Origin of the sequence: Streptomyces sp. NPDC000404, assembly GCF_040300365.1 — a bacterium.
Lineage (GTDB): Bacteria > Actinomycetota > Actinomycetes > Streptomycetales > Streptomycetaceae > Streptomyces > Streptomyces ramulosus.
Genome location: NZ_JBEPDN010000002.1, coordinates 88,661 through 107,382, shown reverse-complemented (window position 1 = coordinate 107,382; position 18,722 = coordinate 88,661). Strand labels below are relative to the sequence as shown.

Genomic DNA, 18,722 nt, shown 5'->3' with positions numbered 1-18,722 from the left:
ACCGACCTGACCGTCGCACCCAGACCACAGGGACTCCGTCCCGCGCGTACGTTCGGAGGGGCAATGACCGTCGAGCACCCACCGCGGCTCTCCGCCGCCCAGGCCGAGCTGCTGGCCCGCCGCCTGCGCGGCGGGGCCGGGGAAGGCGCGGGCGGGAAGGCCGCCCTCACCCGGCAGCCCGGCGGCGCACGCCTCGTACTGTCGTTCGCGCAGCAACGGCTGTGGTTCCTGGAGCAGTTGCATCCGGGCTCGATCGCCTACCTCACCGCCGACACGGTCTATCGGATCCGCGGGCCGCTCGACGTACCCGCGCTCCACCAGGCACTGAGGTCGGTCGCCGAGCGCCACGCCACGCTCCGCTCGCACTTCGCCGACGACGCCGGACTGCCCTGCGTCGTGGTCGATGCGGCGGACCGCATCGCCCTCCCGGTGGTCGACCTCACCGGCCACGCCGCCCCCCGGGCCGCCGCCGACGAGTACCTCGCGAACGAGGTGCGCACCCCCATCGACCTGGCCACCGGCCCCCTCCTGCGCACCACCCTCCTGCGCCTCGCCGAGGACGACCACATCCTCGTCGCCGTCATCCACCACATCGCCTTCGACGGCTGGTCGACCGGGGTCTTCGAACGCGACCTGGCAGGCGCCTACCGGGCCGCCCGCTCGGGCGGTACGCCGGACTGGGCCCCGCTGCCCGTCGACTACACCGACTACGCCGCCTGGCAGCAGGAAAACCTCACGGATGAGCGCCTGGAACGGCAGCTGGCGCACTGGCGGCAGGCCCTGGGCGATGCCCCCACCAGCCTTCAACTGCCCACCGACCGCCCGCGCCCGGCGGCGCCCGGGTACCAGGGCGCGCCGGTCTCGTTCACCGTCGGCGAGGAGACGGCCGATCGCCTGCGCGCCCTGTCCCGTGCGCACGGCGCGACGCTGTTCATGACCGCACTCGCCGTGTACCAAGCCCTCCTCTCCCGTTACACACACAGCACCGACTTCCTCGTCGGCTGCGCCTCCGCGGGCCGCACGCTGCCCGAGGTCGAGGACCTGGTCGGCTTCTTCGTCAACACCTTGCCCGTCCGGGCCAACCTCACCGGTGACCCGACCGTCGGCGAACTCATCGACCGGACCCGTGCGGCCGCTCTGGACGCGTTCGCCAACCAGGACCTGCCGTTCCAACGCCTCATCGAGGAGCTCGCCCCACCACGCGAGATCAGCCACAACCCGCTGGTCCAGGTCTGGTTCGACATGTCCGCCCCCCGTGACGGACTCCGGCTCGAAGGCACCGCGGTCGACACCGTCCGGCCCCGCCACTCCTCCACCAACTTCGACCTCGCCCTGAACCTCACGGAATCCGGATCGGGCCCGCTGACCGGCGAACTCGTCTACGCCACCGACCTCTTCGACGAGGCCACCGCGCGCCGGTTCGCCGAGCACTACGTCCACCTCCTGGAGCATGCCGCGCAGCGCCCGGACTCTCCGGTGGCGGAACTGCCGCTCGCCGACGCCGGCCGGCTGGCCCAACTGCTCGACGGCTGGAACGACACCGCGTGCCCCGTCCGCGAAGGGACCGTCACGGCCGCGTTCGAGCGGCAGGTGAGCCGCACCCCCGAGGCCACCGCGCTGGTCGAAGGAGCCCGGCAGCTGTCCTACGGCGAGCTCAACGCCCGGGCCAACCGGCTCGCCCACGAGCTACGTGCGCAGGGCGTCGGTCCGGAGCGCGTGGTGGGGCTGCTCCTGCCCCGGGGCACGGACTTCGTCGTGGCGCTGCTCGCCGTACTCAAGGCGGGGGGCGGCTATCTGCCGCTCGACCCCGCGCACCCGGCGGACCGGATCGCCTATCTGCTGAGCGAGGCCGCGGCCGGCATCGTCGTCACCGATCAGCAGCTCGGCGGCCTGCTACCGGCCGGCACCGCCACCGTGCTGACGGGGCCGGACGGATTCACGGACCGGCCGGCGACCGACCCCGCGCCCCTCGCCACGGGCGGCAACCTGTGCTACGTGATCTACACCTCGGGCTCCACCGGGCGCCCCAAGGGCGTCGCGATGGCCCACGCGCCGCTGGCCAACCTCATCCAGTGGCAGGTGGACCGGACCACCGTCACCGGGCCCACGCTCCAGTTCTCCTCACTGCACTTCGACGCCTCCTTCCAGGAGCTGTTCACCACCTTCCTCACCGGTGGCTCCCTGGTGCTGATCAGCGAGGAGCAGCGCCGCGACCCGCGCCGGCTCCTGGCCGCCATCCGTGCGCACGGCGTCCGGCGGCTGTTCTGCCCACCGATGGTGCTGGAGCAGCTCGCCGTCCAGGACGCCGCCGAGGGGGCGGAGCCACTGCCGCTCCAGGAGATCGTCACAGCGGGCGAGCGGCTCACCCTGGGGAAGGAGGTTCGCGCGTTCCTGGCCCGGATGCACGGTGTCGTGCTGGAGAACCAGTGCGGCCCCACCGAAACACACGCGGTCGTCGCCCACCTGATGACCGGGCCGCCCCAGGAGTGGCCCACCCGTCCGCCGATCGGCCGGCCCCTCGCCAACACCCGCATCCACGTGCTGGACGACCGCATGCGCCCCGTACCGGTGGGCGTCCCCGGCGAGCTGTACGTGACCCGGCCCTGGCTCGCCCGCGGATACCTCGGCCGACCGGAACTCACCGCGGAACGGTTCCTGCCGTCTCCGTTCGCGACCGAGCCCGGGCAGCTGATGTACCGGACGGGTGACCTGGTCCGCTGGCGGCCCGACGGCGCGGTCGAGTTCATCGGCCGCGCGGACGACCAGCTGAAGATCCGCGGCTACCGGGTGGAGCCCGCCGAGACGGAGGCACGGCTGCGCGAACTCCCTCAGGTCACCGAGGCCGCGGTGCTCCCGGTCGAGGTGGCGCCGGGGGACCGCCGGCTGGTCGCCTACCTCACGACGGACAGCCACCGCGATTGCCGTCCGTCGCGGCTGCGGTCCTTGCTCGCGGAGTCCCTTCCGGAGTACCTGATCCCCACCTACTTCCTGACCGTCCCCCGTCTCCCCCTGACGCCGACCGGGAAACTCGACCGGCAGGCCCTGCGGCACATGGAGTTGCCGGCCCCGGAGCGGGGCGCGGATGTCGGCTCCCAGGCGCCGCGCGGCCCCCGGGAGGAGATCCTCGCGGGGCTGTTCGCCGAGGTCCTCGCCCTCCCGAGGGTCGGCGTTCAGGACGACTTCTTCGCGCTCGGTGGGCACTCCCTGCTCGCGACGCGCCTGATCGCCCGGATCCGTTCCGCGTTCGGGGTCGAGCTCTCGATCCGCGACCTGTTCCGGACTCCCACCGTGGCCGGCCTGGTGGACCGGCTCGATGCGTCCCGGCCCTCCCGGCCGGCCCTCGCCCCGGCCGAACGCCCCGGCACGCTGCCGCTGTCCGCGGCCCAGCGGCGGGTCTGGTTCCTGAGCCGTACCGGACAGAGCGCCGATTACAACTCGCCCTTCGCGCTGCGGCTGCGCGGCCGGCTCGACCCGGACGCCCTGGCCGCCGCGCTCACGGACGTGGTCACCCGGCACGAGGCGTTGCGGACGGTGTTCCCCGCCGACGGCGGCGATCCGCAGCAGCGGATCCTGCCCGCCGACGCCCTGCCTGCGCTGCTGACGCATGCGGACTGCCCGCCCGACGGCCTCGACCGGGCCCTCGCGGCCTTCGCGCTGGAGGAGTTCGACCTCGCGACGGAGCCCCCGCTGCGTGCGGTCCTGTACCGGACGGGGCCCGAGGAACACGTGCTGGCCCTGGTGGTCCACCACATCGCCATCGACGGCTGGTCCCTGGGCGTCCTCCTGCGGGACCTGTCCGCCGCCTACACCGCGCGCACCGCGGGCGAGACCCCCGGCCTGCCGCCGCTGCCCGTGCAGTACGCGGACTTCACGCTGTGGCAGCTCGGGATGCTGGACGAGGAGCGGTCCCCGGACTCCGCCGCCGCCCGGCAGCTGTCGTTCTGGCGGGAGCGGCTGGCCGGCCTGCCGACGGAACTCGACCTGCCCTACGACCGCCCCCGGCCCGACGTGCCGGACAGCGCCGGCGGCACCGTTCCCCTGACCCTGGACGGCGAACTGCACGCGCGGCTGCTGGAGCTGGCCGGCGCCCACGGCTGCACGCTCCTCATGATCGTGCAGGCAGCCCTTGCCGCGCTTCTGTCCCGGCTCGGGGCCGGCACCGACATCCCGATCGGGGTGCCGTCGGCGGGACGCGGCGACGACGCCCTGGACGACCTGGTCGGCTGCTTCGTCAACACCCTTGTCCTGCGCACCGACGTCTCCGGCGACCCGACCTTCGCCGAGCTGCTGACCCGGGTGCGCGACGGCGACCTGGCCGCGTACGAGCATGCCGATCTGCCGTTCGAGCGGGTGGTGGAGGCGGTCAATCCCGAGCGCTCGTTGGCCCGGCACCCGCTGTTCCAGGTGGTCCTGCAGATCGATGGAAGTGTGAGCGATAGCTTGTCGCTTCCCGGGCTGGAGGCCGTCGAGGAGCCGGTGCGCTTCGAGGTGTCCAAGTTCGACCTCCGCGTCGCCCTGACCGACCGGACCGACGCCACCGGCGCCCCCGAAGGGCTCCATGGCGTGCTGGAGTACGCCGCGGCACTCTTCGACCGGGACACCGCCGAGGCCCTGGCCGGCCGGCTGCACCGGCTGCTCGTGCAGCTGGTGGCCGACCCGGACCGCCGGATCGGCTCCGTCGACCTGCTGACGGCCGGGGAGCGCCGCCGCCTTCTCGTCGACTGGAACGACACCGCGAGGACCGTCCCGGAACGGAGCGTGCCGGAGCTGTTCGAGGAGTTCGCGCGTGACACGCCGGACGCCCTCGCCGTGCGCGACGGCAGCGAGGTCCTCACCTACGCGGAGCTGAACGCGCGAGCCAACCGCTTCGCCCGTCACCTGGCGGGCAGGGGAGTCGGGCCGGAGCAGCTCGTCGCGGTGGCCCTGCCCCGGACGCCGGAGCTGGTGGCGGTCCTGCTCGGCGTGCTCAAGTCCGGCGCCGGCTATCTGCCGCTCGATCCCGAGCAGCCCCCCGAGCGGCTGGCCCGGACCCTCGTGGCCGCCGCTCCCGCGCTGGCGGTGACCACCACCGCGCTCGCGGACCGTCTGCCCGCCGCCCTGCCCCGGCTGCTGCTCGACGAGCCGGACACCGCCGCCGCCGTGGCCCGGGACCGGGCGGGCGACCTGTCCCGGTCCGAGCGCACCGCGGAGCCCGCCCCGGCGACCACCGCCTATGTGATCTACACCTCCGGCTCGACCGGCGAGCCCAAGGGGGTGGTGGTGGAACACCGGTCGCTCAACCTCTACCTGGCCTGGGCCCGGCACGCCTATCCGGCGCTGGCCGGGCGGGCGCTGGTCCACTCGCCTGTCGCCTTCGACCTCACCGTCACCGGGCTGTGGGGGCCGCTCACCTCCGGCGGCTCGCTCGAACTGGTGACGCTCGACGACGCCGACCCGGCCGAGGTGGAGCGGCCGACCTTCGTCAAAGCGACCCCCTCGCACCTTGCGCTGTTCCGGATCCTGCCCGAGACCTACGCGCCCGACGGGCAGCTCGTGCTCGGCGGCGAGCTGCTGCTGGGCGCGGCGCTGGACGAGTGGCGGGCCGCGCACCCCGGCGTGACCGTGATCAACGAGTACGGCCCCACCGAGACCACGGTGGGCTGCGCGGAGTACCGCATCGAACCCGGCGACCGCGTGCCGGCCGGCGGCGTCACCATCGGCCGCCCGATCTGGAACACCCGGTGGTACGTGCTGGACGACGCGCTGTCCCCGGTCCCGGTGGGTGTGGTCGGCGAGCTGTACATCGGCGGCGGACTGCTGGCCCGCGGCTACCTGAACCGGCCCGACCTGACGGCGGACCGCTTCCTCCCGGACCCGTACGGCGCGCCCGGCGCGCGGATGTACCGGACCGGGGACCTGGTGCGCCGGCGCCGGGACGGGCAGGTGGAATTCGCCGGGCGGGTGGACGACCAGGTCAAGGTGCGCGGCTTCCGGGTGGAGCTGGGCGAGGTCGAGGCGGTGCTCTCGGCCCAGCCGGGGGTGGCGGCCGCGGCGGTGAACGTTTTCGGCGGGGACCGGCTGGTGGCCTACGTGGTCCCGGCGGCCGAGGCGCGTCCGGACGTCGCCTCCGTGCGGTCCGCCGTCACCGGCCTGCTGCCCGCGTACATGCTGCCGTCGGCGTACCAGCTGATCGACCGGCTGCCGCTCACCAAGAACGGCAAGCTGGACCGCGAGCGGCTGCCCGCCCCGCAGATTTCCCCGGCCGACGCCGGACGGGCCCCGTCCACACCGTTGGAGAAGTCGCTCTGCGCCCTCTTCTGCGAGGTTCTCGGGCTGTCACAGGTGGGAGTCGACGACGGCTTCTTCACGCTGGGCGGGCACTCGTTGATCGCCGCCAGACTGGTCGCGTCGATCCGGTCCTCGCTCGGCCGGCAGATCGGCATCCAGGATCTGTTCGCAGCTCCGACCGTGGCCGCGCTGGCCGCCCGGCTCGAAGCGAACAGGCACCAGGACTCGCTGGCCCCGCTGCTGTCGCTGCGTGACGGTCGGCCGGGGCGGACTCCGCTGTTCTGCGTCCACCCGGGGGCCGGCATCGGCTGGGTGTACGCGGCGCTCCTCGACCGGCTCGATCCGGAGCAGCCGGTGTACGCCCTGCAGGCGCTCGCCCTGCGGCCCGAGGCGGAGGCGCCCGGGAGCGTCGTGGAACTGGCCGCCGACTACGTACGGCGGATCCGGGAGGTTCAGCCCTGCGGCCCCTACCGGCTGCTCGGCTGGTCGTTCGGCGCGGTCGTCGCGCACGCCATGGCCGTACGGCTCCAGGAACAGGGCGAGGAGACGGAGCTGCTCGCCCTGCTCGACGGCTACCCGCCCGTGCCGTGCGGCGGCCCGGACGAGCCGGCCGACGAGCCCGACCCGCTCGCCGAACTCCTCACCTCACTGGGACACCCGGTGGCCGGCACCTCCGGCGAACGGTTGGCGACGGCCGACTTCATCCGGCTGACCGGCCGGGGGGACGGGCCGCTCGCCGGCCTGGACGAGGAGACCATCTCCGCCATGGCCCGGGCGTTCATCCACCACGCGGCCCTCGGACGCGCTCATCGGCCGGAGGTGTTCCGGGGCGATGCGGTGCTGTTCTCCGCGGCGCTCGATCCCGACGCCGGGGATCCGGACGCCTGGCGTCGCTTCGTGTCCGGGGGCCTCGCGGTCCACCCGGTCGACTGCGTGCACGGCGCCATGATGCAGCAGGGCCCCGCGGAACGGATCGGCGCGGTGATCGCGCGCAGGATGCGGCAGCCGCGCGGTTGACAGCTACCCGATTTCCCAGGAATTGCGGAGTGGAGGAAGCATGTCCAGGACAGCACAGGTCACGCCGACCGAGATGGTCCACCAGGTCTCCGCGGCGGATGCCGCGGAGATGACCCGGGTGGCCCGGCGGCTGGCCTCGGCGGCCGACCGGATCGACGGTGCCGAGTGGGTGGGGGCGGCCCGGTCCGCCTGGGAGGAACTGCCGTCCGCCTACCGGCGGCGGATCAGCTCCTTCCGGCGCTCCGCGGGCCCCGCGGGCACCCTCGTCCTGCGCGGACTCCCGGTGGACGAGCACGACTTGCCGGACACCCCGACGGTGGCCGGCTCGTTCCAGCGGACGACCACCGTGCCGGCAGGTCTCCTGGTGATGACCGCGTGCGGGCTCGGCGACCCGGCGGCTTTCCTGGCGGAGAAGTCCGGTGCGCTGGTACAGGACGTGGTGCCGGTACCGGGCCAGGAGCGATTTCAGGGCAACGCGGGCTCGGTGGACCTGATGATGCACAACGAGAACGCCTTCCACGAACACCGTCCGGACTTCGTGATGCTGCTCTGCCTGCGACCGGATCACGAGGGGGTTGCCGGGCTGTCCGCCGCCTCCGTCCGCGAGGCACTGCCGCTGCTCCCGGACCGGGTCCGCGAGTGCCTCATGCAACCCGGGTTCAGCACCCAGCCGCCGCCGTCCTTCGGCTCGGCGGACGGCACGGTGTCCCGGCACGCCGTGCTGACCGGGGCACCCGACGACCCTGACATCCGGGTGGATTTCGCGGCCACGACCGGGCTGACCCCGACCGCGCGGGAAGCCCTGACCGAGCTCCGTGACACGCTCGCGAGCGTGTCACGGACCATCCGGATGCGCGCCGGGGACCTCGCGATCGTCGACAACAGGGTCTGTCTGCACGGCCGCACGGCGTTCCGCCCGCGCTACGACGGCCAAGACCGCTGGGTCCAACGCACCTTTGCCGTGGCTGACCTGCGCCGCTCGCGGTCCTACCGCACGGATGACGGCTACGTGCTCGTCCGCTAGCGGCCGGATGGGGTACCGCCTCCCGCGCTGATGCGGCCCGTCAAGGAGGCGTGACATGCCGGATAACGAGCAGAGTCGGAGAGATGATGGATTGGCCGACAAGAACACCCACCCCGCCGTGTCTGCCGGAACTCGCGGAGGTCCTGGTGACGCTCCGGGCGGAGGCCGGTGACGACACCGGCGGGCACCCCGGCGACAACGTGCTCGACGCGCTGCGCGACAGCGGCGTCCTGCGGCTGCCCGTCCCGGCCGAATACGGGGGTCTCGGGGCGGACTGGACGGACGCCAACGCCGTGATCGCCGGCTTGGCGCGGGCCGACGCCTCGGTGGCGATCATCGTTTTCCTGCACTACGCGGCCGTGAGCCGCATGACCACCTACGGTTCGGAAGAGCAACGCAAGCGCTTCCTGACGGCGGTCGCCCGCGACGGCCGGATCTTCGCCTCCTCCTGGAGCGAGCCAGGTGCCGACGCGGCCAAGCAGAAGATCGCGACCACCGCGGTCCCGCGGGCGGACGGCTGCTGGGAGCTCAACGGCGCGAAGACCTTCACCACGGGCGCGGGGGTGGCCGATCACTACCTGGTCCTTGCCCGCACCGGTGAGGAGGACGCGGCGCCGGGAAGCTACGGCCGGCCCGATCAGGGCATCTTCGTGGTCGACAGCACGCGTCCGGGCTTCACCGTCGACGGAGTACTGGACCTGTCCGGCATGCGCCGCTCGGCGACCGGGCTGATCCGGCTGGACGGATACCTGACCGAACCCGGCGACGTGCTGATCCACTCCCGCGAGACTCCCGCCGTCATCGGCCACCCGCACACCCTCGGGTTGACCCTCGGCGCCGTCGCGCTGGGCATCGCCGAGGAGGCTCACGACACCGCGATCGACATCGGGCGCCGGCGCTCCCTCCTGGGCAACCCGCTCTACCGCCACCACGTCTTCGAGCTGGGGTCGCGTCTGGCGGCCATCCGGGGAGTGGTGGAGTCGGCCACCCGGGCGGACGGGGACCGGACCGGGCATGCCCTGACGGCCAAGGTCTTCGCCTCGGAGACGGCCGAGGTGGTCTGCCGAGGGGCGCAGGAGCTGGCCGGGAGCAGCGCGTTCTCGCGGAACCACAGTCTGAACCGGCTCTCGCAGGATGCGCGCGCCCTCACCTTGATGGGGCCGCCCAACTACCTCTGCCGTGAGCTGGTCGCCACTCATCTGGGGGTGCAGTGACCTCTCCACAGGCGGGCGGTGTCCGGATCGGCGCCGTCGTGCTTCCGGAGTACGAGTGGCGGCAGACGCGGGAGATCTGGCAGGAGCTGGAGGAGCTGGGCCTGCATCACGCGTGGTCCTTCGACCATCACGCCTGGCGGACGCTGACCGACCTGCCCTGGTACGACCCCTTGAGCGTCCTCTCCGCGGTGGCCACCGTGACCGAGCGGATCAGGCTGGGCACGCTGGTGTCCACCCCGAACTTCCGGCATCCGGCGGTGCTGGCCAAGCAGGTCATGACCATCGATCAGCTGTCGGGCGGTCGTTTCGTCCTCGGAGTCGGGGCCGGCGCGAAGGGCGGCGACGCCCGGCTGCTCGGCGGCGGGGAGCTTACTCCGGCCCGCCGCGCCGACCGCTTCACCGAGTTCGTCGACCTCTCCGACGAGCTGTTGCGGAACCGCGTCACGACCTACCAGGGCGAGTACTTCAGCACGGTGGATGCCCGGATGGTCCCGGGCTGTGTCCAGCGGCCCCGGGTGCCGTTCGCCGTCGCGGCGGCGGGGCCGCGCGGTATGGGGCTCGCGGCTCGGTACGGCCAGTGGTGGGTGACGATCGGTGACGCCGGACAGCCCGGAGTCCAGTCGGAGGGGGAGTCGTGGAAACTGCTGGCCCGGCAGGTCACCAGGCTCGCCGAGACCTGTGAGAAGACCGGGCGGGAGTTCTCGGAGATCGGTCGCCTGGTGAACGTCAGCCGGGTGGTGAATTCGCCCTACTCATCGCCCGGACGCTTTGTGGATATCGTGGGGCGGTGCCGTGATCTCGGATTCACCGATGTGGTGGTGAACCATCCACGCGCCGACGGAGTCTTCAGCGGACGCCGGACGGATTTCCTTCACGCGGCTTCCGCGGCCTTGAGCGCCTTCCAGCCCTGAGCCCTTTCGCGCAGGGGGCAGGCAGCCGCGGCCGCCTGCCCCCTGCGGCGCACCCGCCCCCGCCTCCGGACCTGCGACCGCTCCGGCCGGCCCGGCAATAATTGACGCCAGTTGGCGAAAGCGGGATACCTGACCCCATTCCGGTGGTGCGGCAAATGGCCGGGCGAAACCTTACCCTCTCACCCAATTCCGGCCGGGTGCCGAACCGTTGATCTGCCCGTCTATGCCATGCCGATCGCCCCGGTCCAGGTCTTCCTCGCAAGTTGTCTCGAACATGATGACAGGGTCCAACCCTATTGATCTTCATAAGTTCCGAGGGCTATGGTGCGGATCGTTTCGGCGAAGATCAGCCACTGGTCAGACGGGGGTCGTGATCCATGCACATAAAGGTTTTAGGTCCGCTTTTCCTCGGGGCCACCGAAGAGGGAGTGGACTGCGCACCGAGCGCGCCGAAACCGCGTCAGCTCCTTGCCCTTTTAGCGGTAAATGCCAACCAGTTCGTCGCCACCACCACATGCATCGACGAACTGTGGACGGCGGAGCCACCCCGCAGCGCCGTCACCACCGTACGCACCTACGTCATGCACATACGCCGCGCCCTGCACAAGGCCGAAATCGGCGGAGAACGACCGGAGAGGATCCTCCACACCCGGCAGCGCGGGTACCAGCTGTTTCTCGGGCGGACCGGTCTCGACCTGTTCAGGTTCATCGATCAGGTCGACGAGGGCAAGCGCGCGCTGTTGCTCGGGGACCACGCCCGTGGCGCGGAGACTCTCCGCAATGCCCTTTCCGTGTGGCAGGGGCCGCCATGCGTCGACGTACAGGCCGGCCCGCTCATCACCGCCCACCAGGCGCGGTTACAGGAGATCCGGTTCAATTGCCTCGAACTGCGGATCGAAGCCGAACTCCGTCTCGGCCTGCACAACGAGCTGATCAGTGAACTGATCGGCCTGGCCACCGAGTTTCCCACGCGCGAGAATCTGCACGCCCAGTTGATGCTGGCCCTCTTCCGATCGGGTCGACAGGCCCAGGCGCTCGATGTCTACCGGCAACTTCGCACGGTGCTCTCCGAAGAACTCGGCATCGAACCGTCCCGACGTATCCGGCAGTTGCACGAGGCCGTCCTGCTCGCCGACCCCGGCCTCGATGCGCCCCGCTCCCTGTCGGGCGTGCTACCGCAGACTCTCGACCTTGTCGGCAGCGGCTCGGTTTGACGCCAGGCACCCGTCATCGCCGACGCTCAGCCCCCTCAGCAGCTCGTAGGCGTGTGCCGCCGAGACCAGCGTGACGTGGTGGTGCCAGCCCCGGAACGAGCGTCCCTCGAAGTGGCGCAGGCCGGACTGCTCGCCGAGGCGCTGCAGGCCACGGCGGGCCTGGGACCAGAGGGCCAGCAGCTCGAACACGTCGGCGGAACGCACGCTCTCGACGTTGGTGATCCACGCCGACTCGACATTGTTCGGCTCCGCGCCCCACTCCACCATGACCTTCCTGGTGCGCTGCGGTGAGCCGACGCCCCGCGCCCGGCACGCCGCAGCGGAGTCCGGCAGCAGCATCGTGCTGTAGCGAGAGCCGGCCGCCCGGTTGTCCCGCCAGTGCTGGGCCGATCCCCAGGAGTCCCCCGCACGCGCCAGCCTCTCTCCCACCGTGATCAGCTCCCCCGCGGCCCGCCGCGCCACGGGGGTGGAACAGCTGACGCGGACGACATACCGGAGCCCACGGCTCTCCAGGCCCCAGATCAGCGCGGCCGCCGACGAACTACGGCTCGCGTCCACAACGACGGGCAGGGGTTTCGCCCGCCAGCCGACGGTCATCTCGTCCAGCATGTCCAGCAGATGGTGCCAGCGCGAGCGATGCCGCACGTGACACGGCACCCGGCTGCGGGAGCGGCGGTCGTGGTCGTCATCCCAGGAACGCGGCAGCAACAGCCGCCAGTCGACCGGTGCCGCACCGACCGGTCCGGCCGCCATCGCCACCAGTCCCAGCTGGCAGTTGAGCACGCGCCCCAGCGTCTGGGAGAACTGCTGGGCCACCCCGACCGAGCTGCGCCCGCTCTTCGGCAGCACGACCTCCTCCATCACCCAGGCTCGGGGCGCGAGCGCCGCGCCGACCTCGTGGGCGATGCGTTCGCGCACCGGCTGCCAGTCCCAGGAGCTCTGGTTGACGAACTGCTGGAGGCTCTGGTCGGCGCGTCGCCCAAGCAGGCTTTCGGAGATACGGCGCACCGACTTCCGGCCGGGCACCTCCACCAGGCCGCGCACGTACACCTCACCCCAGCGCCGCTGGTCGTGGCGGGCCATGGAGGCGAACACGGAGGCACAGAACCGGGACAGATCGTCGCTCGAAGTCAGCACACGGCCACACTGCTGCGCCCGGATCGAAGCCACGTGGAAGCGGGATCGAGGCCGCGTGCACCGCGGAAGCCACTACTGTGCGGCGGGGGCGGCGTCCGTCTCCGCGCCCGTCACCTCGTCGGCTCCCGTGCCGCCTCGCAGCCCGGGGGCCAGCAGCAAGGTCGCCGCCAAGGAGGCGGCCGCCGTCGCCACCATGCCGGTGGCCGGCGACGTCAGCTCGGCCACCGCACCGGCCACCGCCGCCCCCACGCCCTGCATGGTGAGCATCCCGGACGTGTGCAGCCCCAGCGCCTGCCCGCTCAGCTCCTCCGGCGTCAGCGCCATCAGCCGGTCCTGGAGCAGCAGTCCGGACGCGTAACCGAACGTGCCGAGCGAGACCAGCACCACCGCGACCGGCAGCCCCGGCTCCAGCGCGAAGAACAGGTACGGGACGGCGAGCAGGACGCACAACGGAACGGCCAGCCGGCTCCGCCACCGGGGCGACAGGAAGCGGCCCACGAGAGCGTCCCCGAGCAACATGCTGCCGGCGCCGAAGGCGAAGAGCAGACCGGCGTCACCGGGCGAATAGGGGACGTAAAGCGACTCCACCCCGACGATCAGGCCGTTGGGTACCCACAGCGCAAGGTAGACGTACCGGCGGGGCACCGAGGACCAAAGGCGCGCGTTGGTCCGCCAGGTTTCGGCGATCGACGGCCTTCCGGAGACCCGGGGCGGCCGGGGGCTGAGCCCGAACCGCGCCACCACGGCCGCCAGCAGGTAGAGGGCGGCGGCCGTGAGCAGCGTGCCACGCGCGGAGAGGGTCGCCACCAGCACGCCACCGATCGCGAATCCGCAGATCTGAATGAGGCCGGCCGACATGTTGAAGAGGGACCGCCCCAGCAGGTACCCGTCCCGGGTCAGGACCTCGTTGAGCAGTCCGTACCGCACCCCGCCACTGACCGATCCGACGACGCCGAGCCCCAGCAGCACCGCGAACACCCCCCAGACCGGCAGCCCGGGGATCGCCTGCACCGCGGTTCCCAGGCCGAAGAGCAACGTGAGCCCCGTCATGGCGGCGCGCGGCGGCAGCCGGTCCGCGCCGGAGAGCACGGTGGCCGCCCCGGCCATCTGGGCGAGCGCGGGACCGAACATGGCCAGGGAGGACAGCAGCGCCGAGTCGGTTTGCCGGAACACCAGGATGCCCAGGGCCAGCCCGCTCACCGTCTGGGCTGCCGTCTGCCCGGCCGAGGCCAGAAAGAGCGGGGTGAATTCCTTCGTACGGAAGACGTCTCGATACGTACGCATGGCGGGGATTCTTTCCTGCATGATCAGCGAGGCGTCAGCTTTTCGCGGGGAGGCGAAACCAATGAGTTGGTGGCAGGTCAACGCGGACACGCTCGCGGGGAGCCGGTTCGTCACCTCACCGCTGGCCGAGGCGGTCGCCTGCCTGAAGACCCTCCACCGCGGCAGCGCGGCCCACGTCGGCGAGCGCCGGTGGCTCGAAGCCCACCTCCCCGGCTACCGGGACCGTCTGGCCGGCGACCCGGTCACCGCCGCCCTCGTCGGCGCCGCGCTGCGACCCCGCTGGAACGCCACCTTCCTGACGCCCACGCCCCTGGCCGAGGACAGCCCCACGTTCGCCCGGGAACTGGAGCACCTCCGCCGTACCCCGCCCGCCATCGCCCGCGCCGACCTGGCGGAATCCTTGAACGGCCCGCTGCCGGCCCTGCTGTGCCGCGACGATCTGGCGCAGCGCGCCACCGACCTGCTGGAATGGGTGTGGACGAGGACGGTCCTGCCCTACTGGCCGCGCCGCAAGCGGATCATCGAGGCCGACATCGTCGCCCGTACCGCCCGGCTCGGCCTGAGCGGCTGGGCCACCACCCTGAACGAAATGCGCCCGGGGATGCGCTGGCTCGGGGAGAACCGCCTGCAAGTCGCCCCGTGCGGCAGCCCTCCTCTCGAACTCTCCGGGGTGCAGCTGTTGTTCGTCCCGGTCACGCCGAGCCAGAGCTGGGTCTGCTGGGACGTCCCTCCCGTCGACGGCCGGCGCACCCGCCCCGCCCACCGCTACGCGGTCGTCTACCCGTGCTCCGGAGCCCTGGTCGAGGACGACCGCCGCCCGGCGTCGCAGCCCCTGGCCGCGCTCCTCGGCCACGCACGGGCCGAGCTCCTCACCCTGCTCGACACCCCCAAAACCACCACCCAGCTGGTGGCTCTCACCGGCCAGTCGCTCGGCTCCGTGGGCCGTCATCTCCGGATCTTGCGCGAGGCCCACCTGACCCGGCGCCGACGTGCCGGCCGGTCGGTCCTCTACTACCGCACCACGGCGGGCCAAGTCCTCGTGGGCGCACAGCTTTCCGGGGCCGATGCGGCAGGTGTGGGCTGAGGCCGGAACACGGGGACACACCGGATCGGCGAGGGCCGGCCGTGGCCGGAGAGCGGTCGACGAGACCGACCGCAAAGGGTCGGGAGAAGCCGGCGCAGCGGCCGTACGACTTGCGGCATGCCGGAATCCCCTTCTGGCCGCCCTCCGGCGCTGCCCCGGCCGAGTGCGCGCGCCCAGCCGGGCACGCAGATCATCTTGCTGAGGGCGCCTGCGGGCCGTGCGGGTTGTTGGAGTCGGGCCGGCAGGAGGTGTCCGGCAGCGGTAGCCGGGACTGCGAACAGGTGGAGGCGGTGCCGGTGGTGGCGTGTCATGGCGGCCAAGCTGACCGATGACAGATCGGGGGCCATGGCCTCAGCGCCCCGCCGTTGGGGTCGGAACCCGAACCTGTCGAGGATCGAGTGGCTGCGTTTCGAACGGCGACCACCTCAGCATCGGCGACAGCGGGAATCTTCATGCGCCCGTTTCACGCACCCACGCGCCGGTTGTGGAATGCTCCGCGCTCCGGTCACATGGCTGCCCGGCGAAGAGACGGGAGCGGGATGCGGGCGCTGTGGTGGGCTGCGGACGTGCAGCGTGTGCGCAGGCTGTGGTGGGTGGCCGCGTTGGTGGGCACGGGCCTGGTCCAGGTGGCCGTGGTCGTGCTCACAGACGGCAAGAGCGCGGTCGAACGGTGGACACCCGCGCTGGGCGTCGTGGTATCCGTGTTGGGGCTGCTGTCCACGCCGGCACAGAACGAGTCCGGCACGGGGGAGGGCGGTGCGGACTGGCTGAAGGGCCGGGCGGACGCCCTGGCCGGGGCGGTGGAGGACATGTGGGCGGCCGAGGCGCGACTGCGCAGGCTTCAGGACCCCGAGCCGTTGCCCGTCCGATGGCGCGCGGCGGACGCGGCGCTGGCCGATCACGATGAGAATGTGTGGCCGGGAACCGAAGCACACGCTGTCCTGAGAAGCGGACGGATAAGCGAGATACGCGCGGCGTTCCTGTCCGTTCCGTCCCGTCGTGTGGTGGTGCTGGGACCGCCCGGGTCGGGGAAGACGGTACTGGCGCTGAGCCTCACCCTGGATGTGCTGGCGGACCGGGAGCCGGGGGGTGCCGTGCCGGTGCTGCTGCCCGTCGGCACATGGGATGCGGTTCATCAGCCCTTGGCCATCTGGATGGCCGCCCGGATCGCGGGCGACTTCCCTGCGCTGGCCGCCAGGGCCCCGGGCGGAGGCACCCTGGCGGACGCACTGGTCGCCGCTCGTTTGGTGACGCCGGTCCTCGACGGTTTCGACGAACTCCCCGAGGCGCAGCGGATACCAGCGATGCGCCGCCTCAACGCCGAACTGGACGCGGACTCGCCCCTGTTCCTCACCAGCAGAACCGACGCCTATGCCGACACCACGGCGGCCTGCGACGTCCTCACGGCCGCTGCAGTGGTCGAACTGACCCCGCTCTCCTTCACCGATGCCTCCGCCTATCTGACCCTGACTTCGCGTCCCAGGCGCATGCCGGATGGACGGATCGGCACGGCCTGGAGCGCGGTACTGGAGCGTCTGGCGTCGCCCGGCGGGCCACCCGAGCACGCCTTGCGGCAAGTTCTGAGCAATCCTCTGATGGTCGCCATGGCACGAGCGGTCTGCGACGGCGGGACTTACGAGCCCGGGGACCTGCTGGACGGCCGGTTCAGCACGGCCGACGAGATCGAGGAGTATCTGCTTTCGGCCTTCGTGCCGGCGGTGTTCGGCGACATCAGCGGATCGCGTTGCACTTCTGCGGAGGCTCAGCGATGGCTTGGCTTCCTCGCCCGTCACTTGCGGCGTCGGGGCACGGGCCAGTTGGCCTGGTGGGAGTTGCAAAGCGCGGTGCCGTGGATGGTGCAGTTGCTGGCGCCGGGCGTCCTGGCCACATGTCTGTCCGCCCTGGTGGCCGGTGGTGTCATCGTGCTCGTGGCACCGGACACGGTGCGCGGCCTGTGGGCCGGCGGAGAACTGGCCGAACTGGCCGGCAACGCCGGCGGATTGGTCGCCGGTTGCATCGTGGGGCTGGCCGTACTCACAGAACGGACGGGCACAGCCTCACTGCGTGCATTGATGAGAAAGGCCGTCCTGGCCGCCGCCGTCCTCGGCACCCTCATCGGTTTCACTGCCGAGCCCCTCTACGGAGCCTCCATTGCAAACCTGGGAGACTCCTGGGCCTTTCGCTTTCTCTCCGGCGTCCTCTTCGGCACGGCCGTGTCAGCAGTGTTTGCAGTGGCAGGGGTCACGGCGCGCCCTGTCCCGCTGGGACTGCCCTGGACAGGACCGATGGTCGCCCGCCAGGTCGGTGTGATCGCCGTTCTGGTCCTGTCCGGCGCGTCGATCTTGGTCATGGATCCCTTGTCCCCGGCCGGCAGTGTGTGGCGTGCGATGGCGCCGGCCGTCCTCGTGTGCGCGACTGCGGTGGCCTTCTTCCGCATCTGGCGGGGGCAGAGGCGAGGGGCCCGTTACCGAGGTCCGAGCCGACGGCAGGTCCTGCGGTTCTGCCAGGGGCTGGTCCGCGGCACGGCGGCCTGCCTGCTGGTCGGCCTGGCGCTCGGCCCAGCCATCGGAGTCGTGATGGGCACCATCATCGAATGGCGGGCCCCTCGCACCGGGAGCGTCCAAGCCGACACCGACCAGGACTCGCGCAGCGGTATCCGCCGTGCGACGACCGGCACATGGACCTTCACGGCACACCCCGATGGCACCAAGACGGCCGAACCGGCCAAACCGGTCAGGCTGGTCCTGATGGAGAACACCCACAGCCCCGGGGAAGCATGGACGTATGCGCCACCTGGACCCGGCGCGACCTGCCACGAACCGCACCGGAGGTGCAGCACGCGCCTGCTCCGAGTGCGGTTCACCACCCGGGACGGGATCTGGCATGCCGCGGTCGCCGGTCACGACGCGCGGGACCTCACGCTCCTCTCCTCCCTGCACCCGCCGGCCGCCTGGTGGTTCTGGCAGATCGGCCGCTGGGGCCTGGTGGAGAACTGCTTCAAAGGCGGCATCGTCTCCGGCCTCGTGCTGGGCCTCATCGGCGGCTGCGCCTGCGGCGTCTACCGCTGGCTCGACACCCCGGCCGACCTGGCCCGCGCCGCGAGTCCGCCCACCAGCCTGCGGGGTGACCGGCTCGCCGTGTTGACGCGGGGCGCGGCGGCCACCATCGCTGGGACCGCCGCCAGTGCCATCCTCCTGCTGACCACGCGGGACCGGTACGGAATGCACGGCATGTCACTCCAAATGGCACTCGTCATGGGCCCGCTGGCGTTGAGTCTGAGCGCGTACGGCCGGTGGATCGTCACGAGGATCTGGCTCGGGGCCGCCGGCCGACTGCCCTGGCGGCTGATGGCCTTCCTCGACGAGGCCCACAGTCGGGGCGTACTTCGCCAGTCCGGCGCACGTTACGAGTTCCGGCACCTCCGGCTTCAGGAGTGTCTTGCTGTAACTCCGGAGCCGGAGGAGACGGATACCAGGGCTACCTGGGCCGCGCGGTGACAGCTGAGTGGGATGAACGGTCCCGGCGGAGAACGCTGATCGCTCCGGGGGCTGTGGCCGCGAGGCGAGAGGG

General features: G+C 71.8%; 9 protein-coding genes. 7 read left to right on the top strand and 2 right to left on the bottom strand.

Annotation, left to right across the window (positions count from 1 at the left end; genetic code table 11):
* Positions 1-63 precede the first annotated feature (63 nt).
* From ABT345_RS03630 to ABT345_RS03610, 5 genes are all read left to right on the top strand, one after another.
* Positions 64-7,284, top strand: coding sequence for a non-ribosomal peptide synthetase (locus tag ABT345_RS03630; RefSeq protein ID WP_345081299.1), 7,221 nt, complete (start codon positions 64-66; stop codon positions 7,282-7,284).
* A gap of 40 nt (positions 7,285-7,324) precedes the next feature.
* The gene (locus tag ABT345_RS03625; RefSeq protein ID WP_345081296.1) at positions 7,325-8,308 is read left to right on the top strand and encodes a TauD/TfdA family dioxygenase; all 984 of its coding nucleotides are present in this window, start codon (positions 7,325-7,327) and stop codon (positions 8,306-8,308) included.
* 83 nt (positions 8,309-8,391) lie between these two features.
* Positions 8,392-9,522 carry an acyl-CoA dehydrogenase family protein gene (locus ABT345_RS03620; RefSeq protein ID WP_345081292.1) on the top strand — a complete coding sequence of 377 codons (1,131 nt, stop codon included), beginning with the start codon at positions 8,392-8,394 and terminating at the stop codon, positions 9,520-9,522.
* Positions 9,519-10,433 carry an LLM class flavin-dependent oxidoreductase gene (locus ABT345_RS03615; protein ID WP_345081289.1) on the top strand — a complete coding sequence of 305 codons (915 nt, stop codon included), beginning with the start codon at positions 9,519-9,521 and terminating at the stop codon, positions 10,431-10,433. Before ABT345_RS03620 ends, ABT345_RS03615 begins: the two co-directional genes overlap by 4 nt.
* 428 nt (positions 10,434-10,861) lie before the next feature.
* A complete protein-coding gene (locus ABT345_RS03610) occupies positions 10,862-11,647 on the top strand; it encodes an AfsR/SARP family transcriptional regulator (RefSeq protein WP_345081286.1) in 786 nt (261 codons plus the stop codon).
* On the opposite strand, the gene ABT345_RS03605 is transcribed toward ABT345_RS03610, so the two are convergent.
* The gene (locus ABT345_RS03605; RefSeq protein ID WP_386458454.1) at positions 11,606-12,784 is read right to left on the bottom strand and encodes an IS701 family transposase; all 1,179 of its coding nucleotides are present in this window, start codon (positions 12,782-12,784) and stop codon (positions 11,606-11,608) included. The genes ABT345_RS03610 and ABT345_RS03605 overlap by 42 nt on opposite strands.
* A 72-nt stretch (positions 12,785-12,856) precedes the next feature.
* Positions 12,857-14,068: an MFS transporter gene (locus ABT345_RS03600; protein ID WP_345081283.1), complete on the bottom strand. Its 1,212-nt coding sequence runs from the start codon at positions 14,066-14,068 to the stop codon at positions 12,857-12,859.
* A gap of 61 nt (positions 14,069-14,129) precedes the next feature.
* Here ABT345_RS03600 and ABT345_RS03595 point away from each other — a divergent pair, with 61 nt between their 5' ends.
* Together ABT345_RS03595 and ABT345_RS03590 are read left to right on the top strand one after the other, a co-directional pair.
* Positions 14,130-15,152, top strand: a complete 1,023-nt coding sequence (locus tag ABT345_RS03595; protein ID WP_345081280.1) for a winged helix-turn-helix domain-containing protein — start codon at positions 14,130-14,132, stop codon at positions 15,150-15,152.
* 593 nt (positions 15,153-15,745) lie between these two features.
* On the top strand, positions 15,746-18,649 hold the full coding sequence (locus ABT345_RS03590) for an NACHT domain-containing protein (protein ID WP_345081277.1): 2,904 nt from the start codon (positions 15,746-15,748) through the stop codon (positions 18,647-18,649).
* Positions 18,650-18,722 lie beyond the last annotated feature (73 nt).

Coding starts and splice junctions, on each gene's coding strand:
- ABT345_RS03630 (WP_345081299.1), top strand. CDS start 64: ATGACCGTCGAGCACCCACCGCGGCTCTCCGCCGCCCAGGCCGAGCTG.
- ABT345_RS03625 (WP_345081296.1), top strand. CDS start 7,325: ATGTCCAGGACAGCACAGGTCACGCCGACCGAGATGGTCCACCAGGTC.
- ABT345_RS03620 (WP_345081292.1), top strand. CDS start 8,392: ATGATGGATTGGCCGACAAGAACACCCACCCCGCCGTGTCTGCCGGAA.
- ABT345_RS03600 (WP_345081283.1), bottom strand. CDS start 14,068: ATGCGTACGTATCGAGACGTCTTCCGTACGAAGGAATTCACCCCGCTC.
- ABT345_RS03595 (WP_345081280.1), top strand. CDS start 14,130: ATGAGTTGGTGGCAGGTCAACGCGGACACGCTCGCGGGGAGCCGGTTC.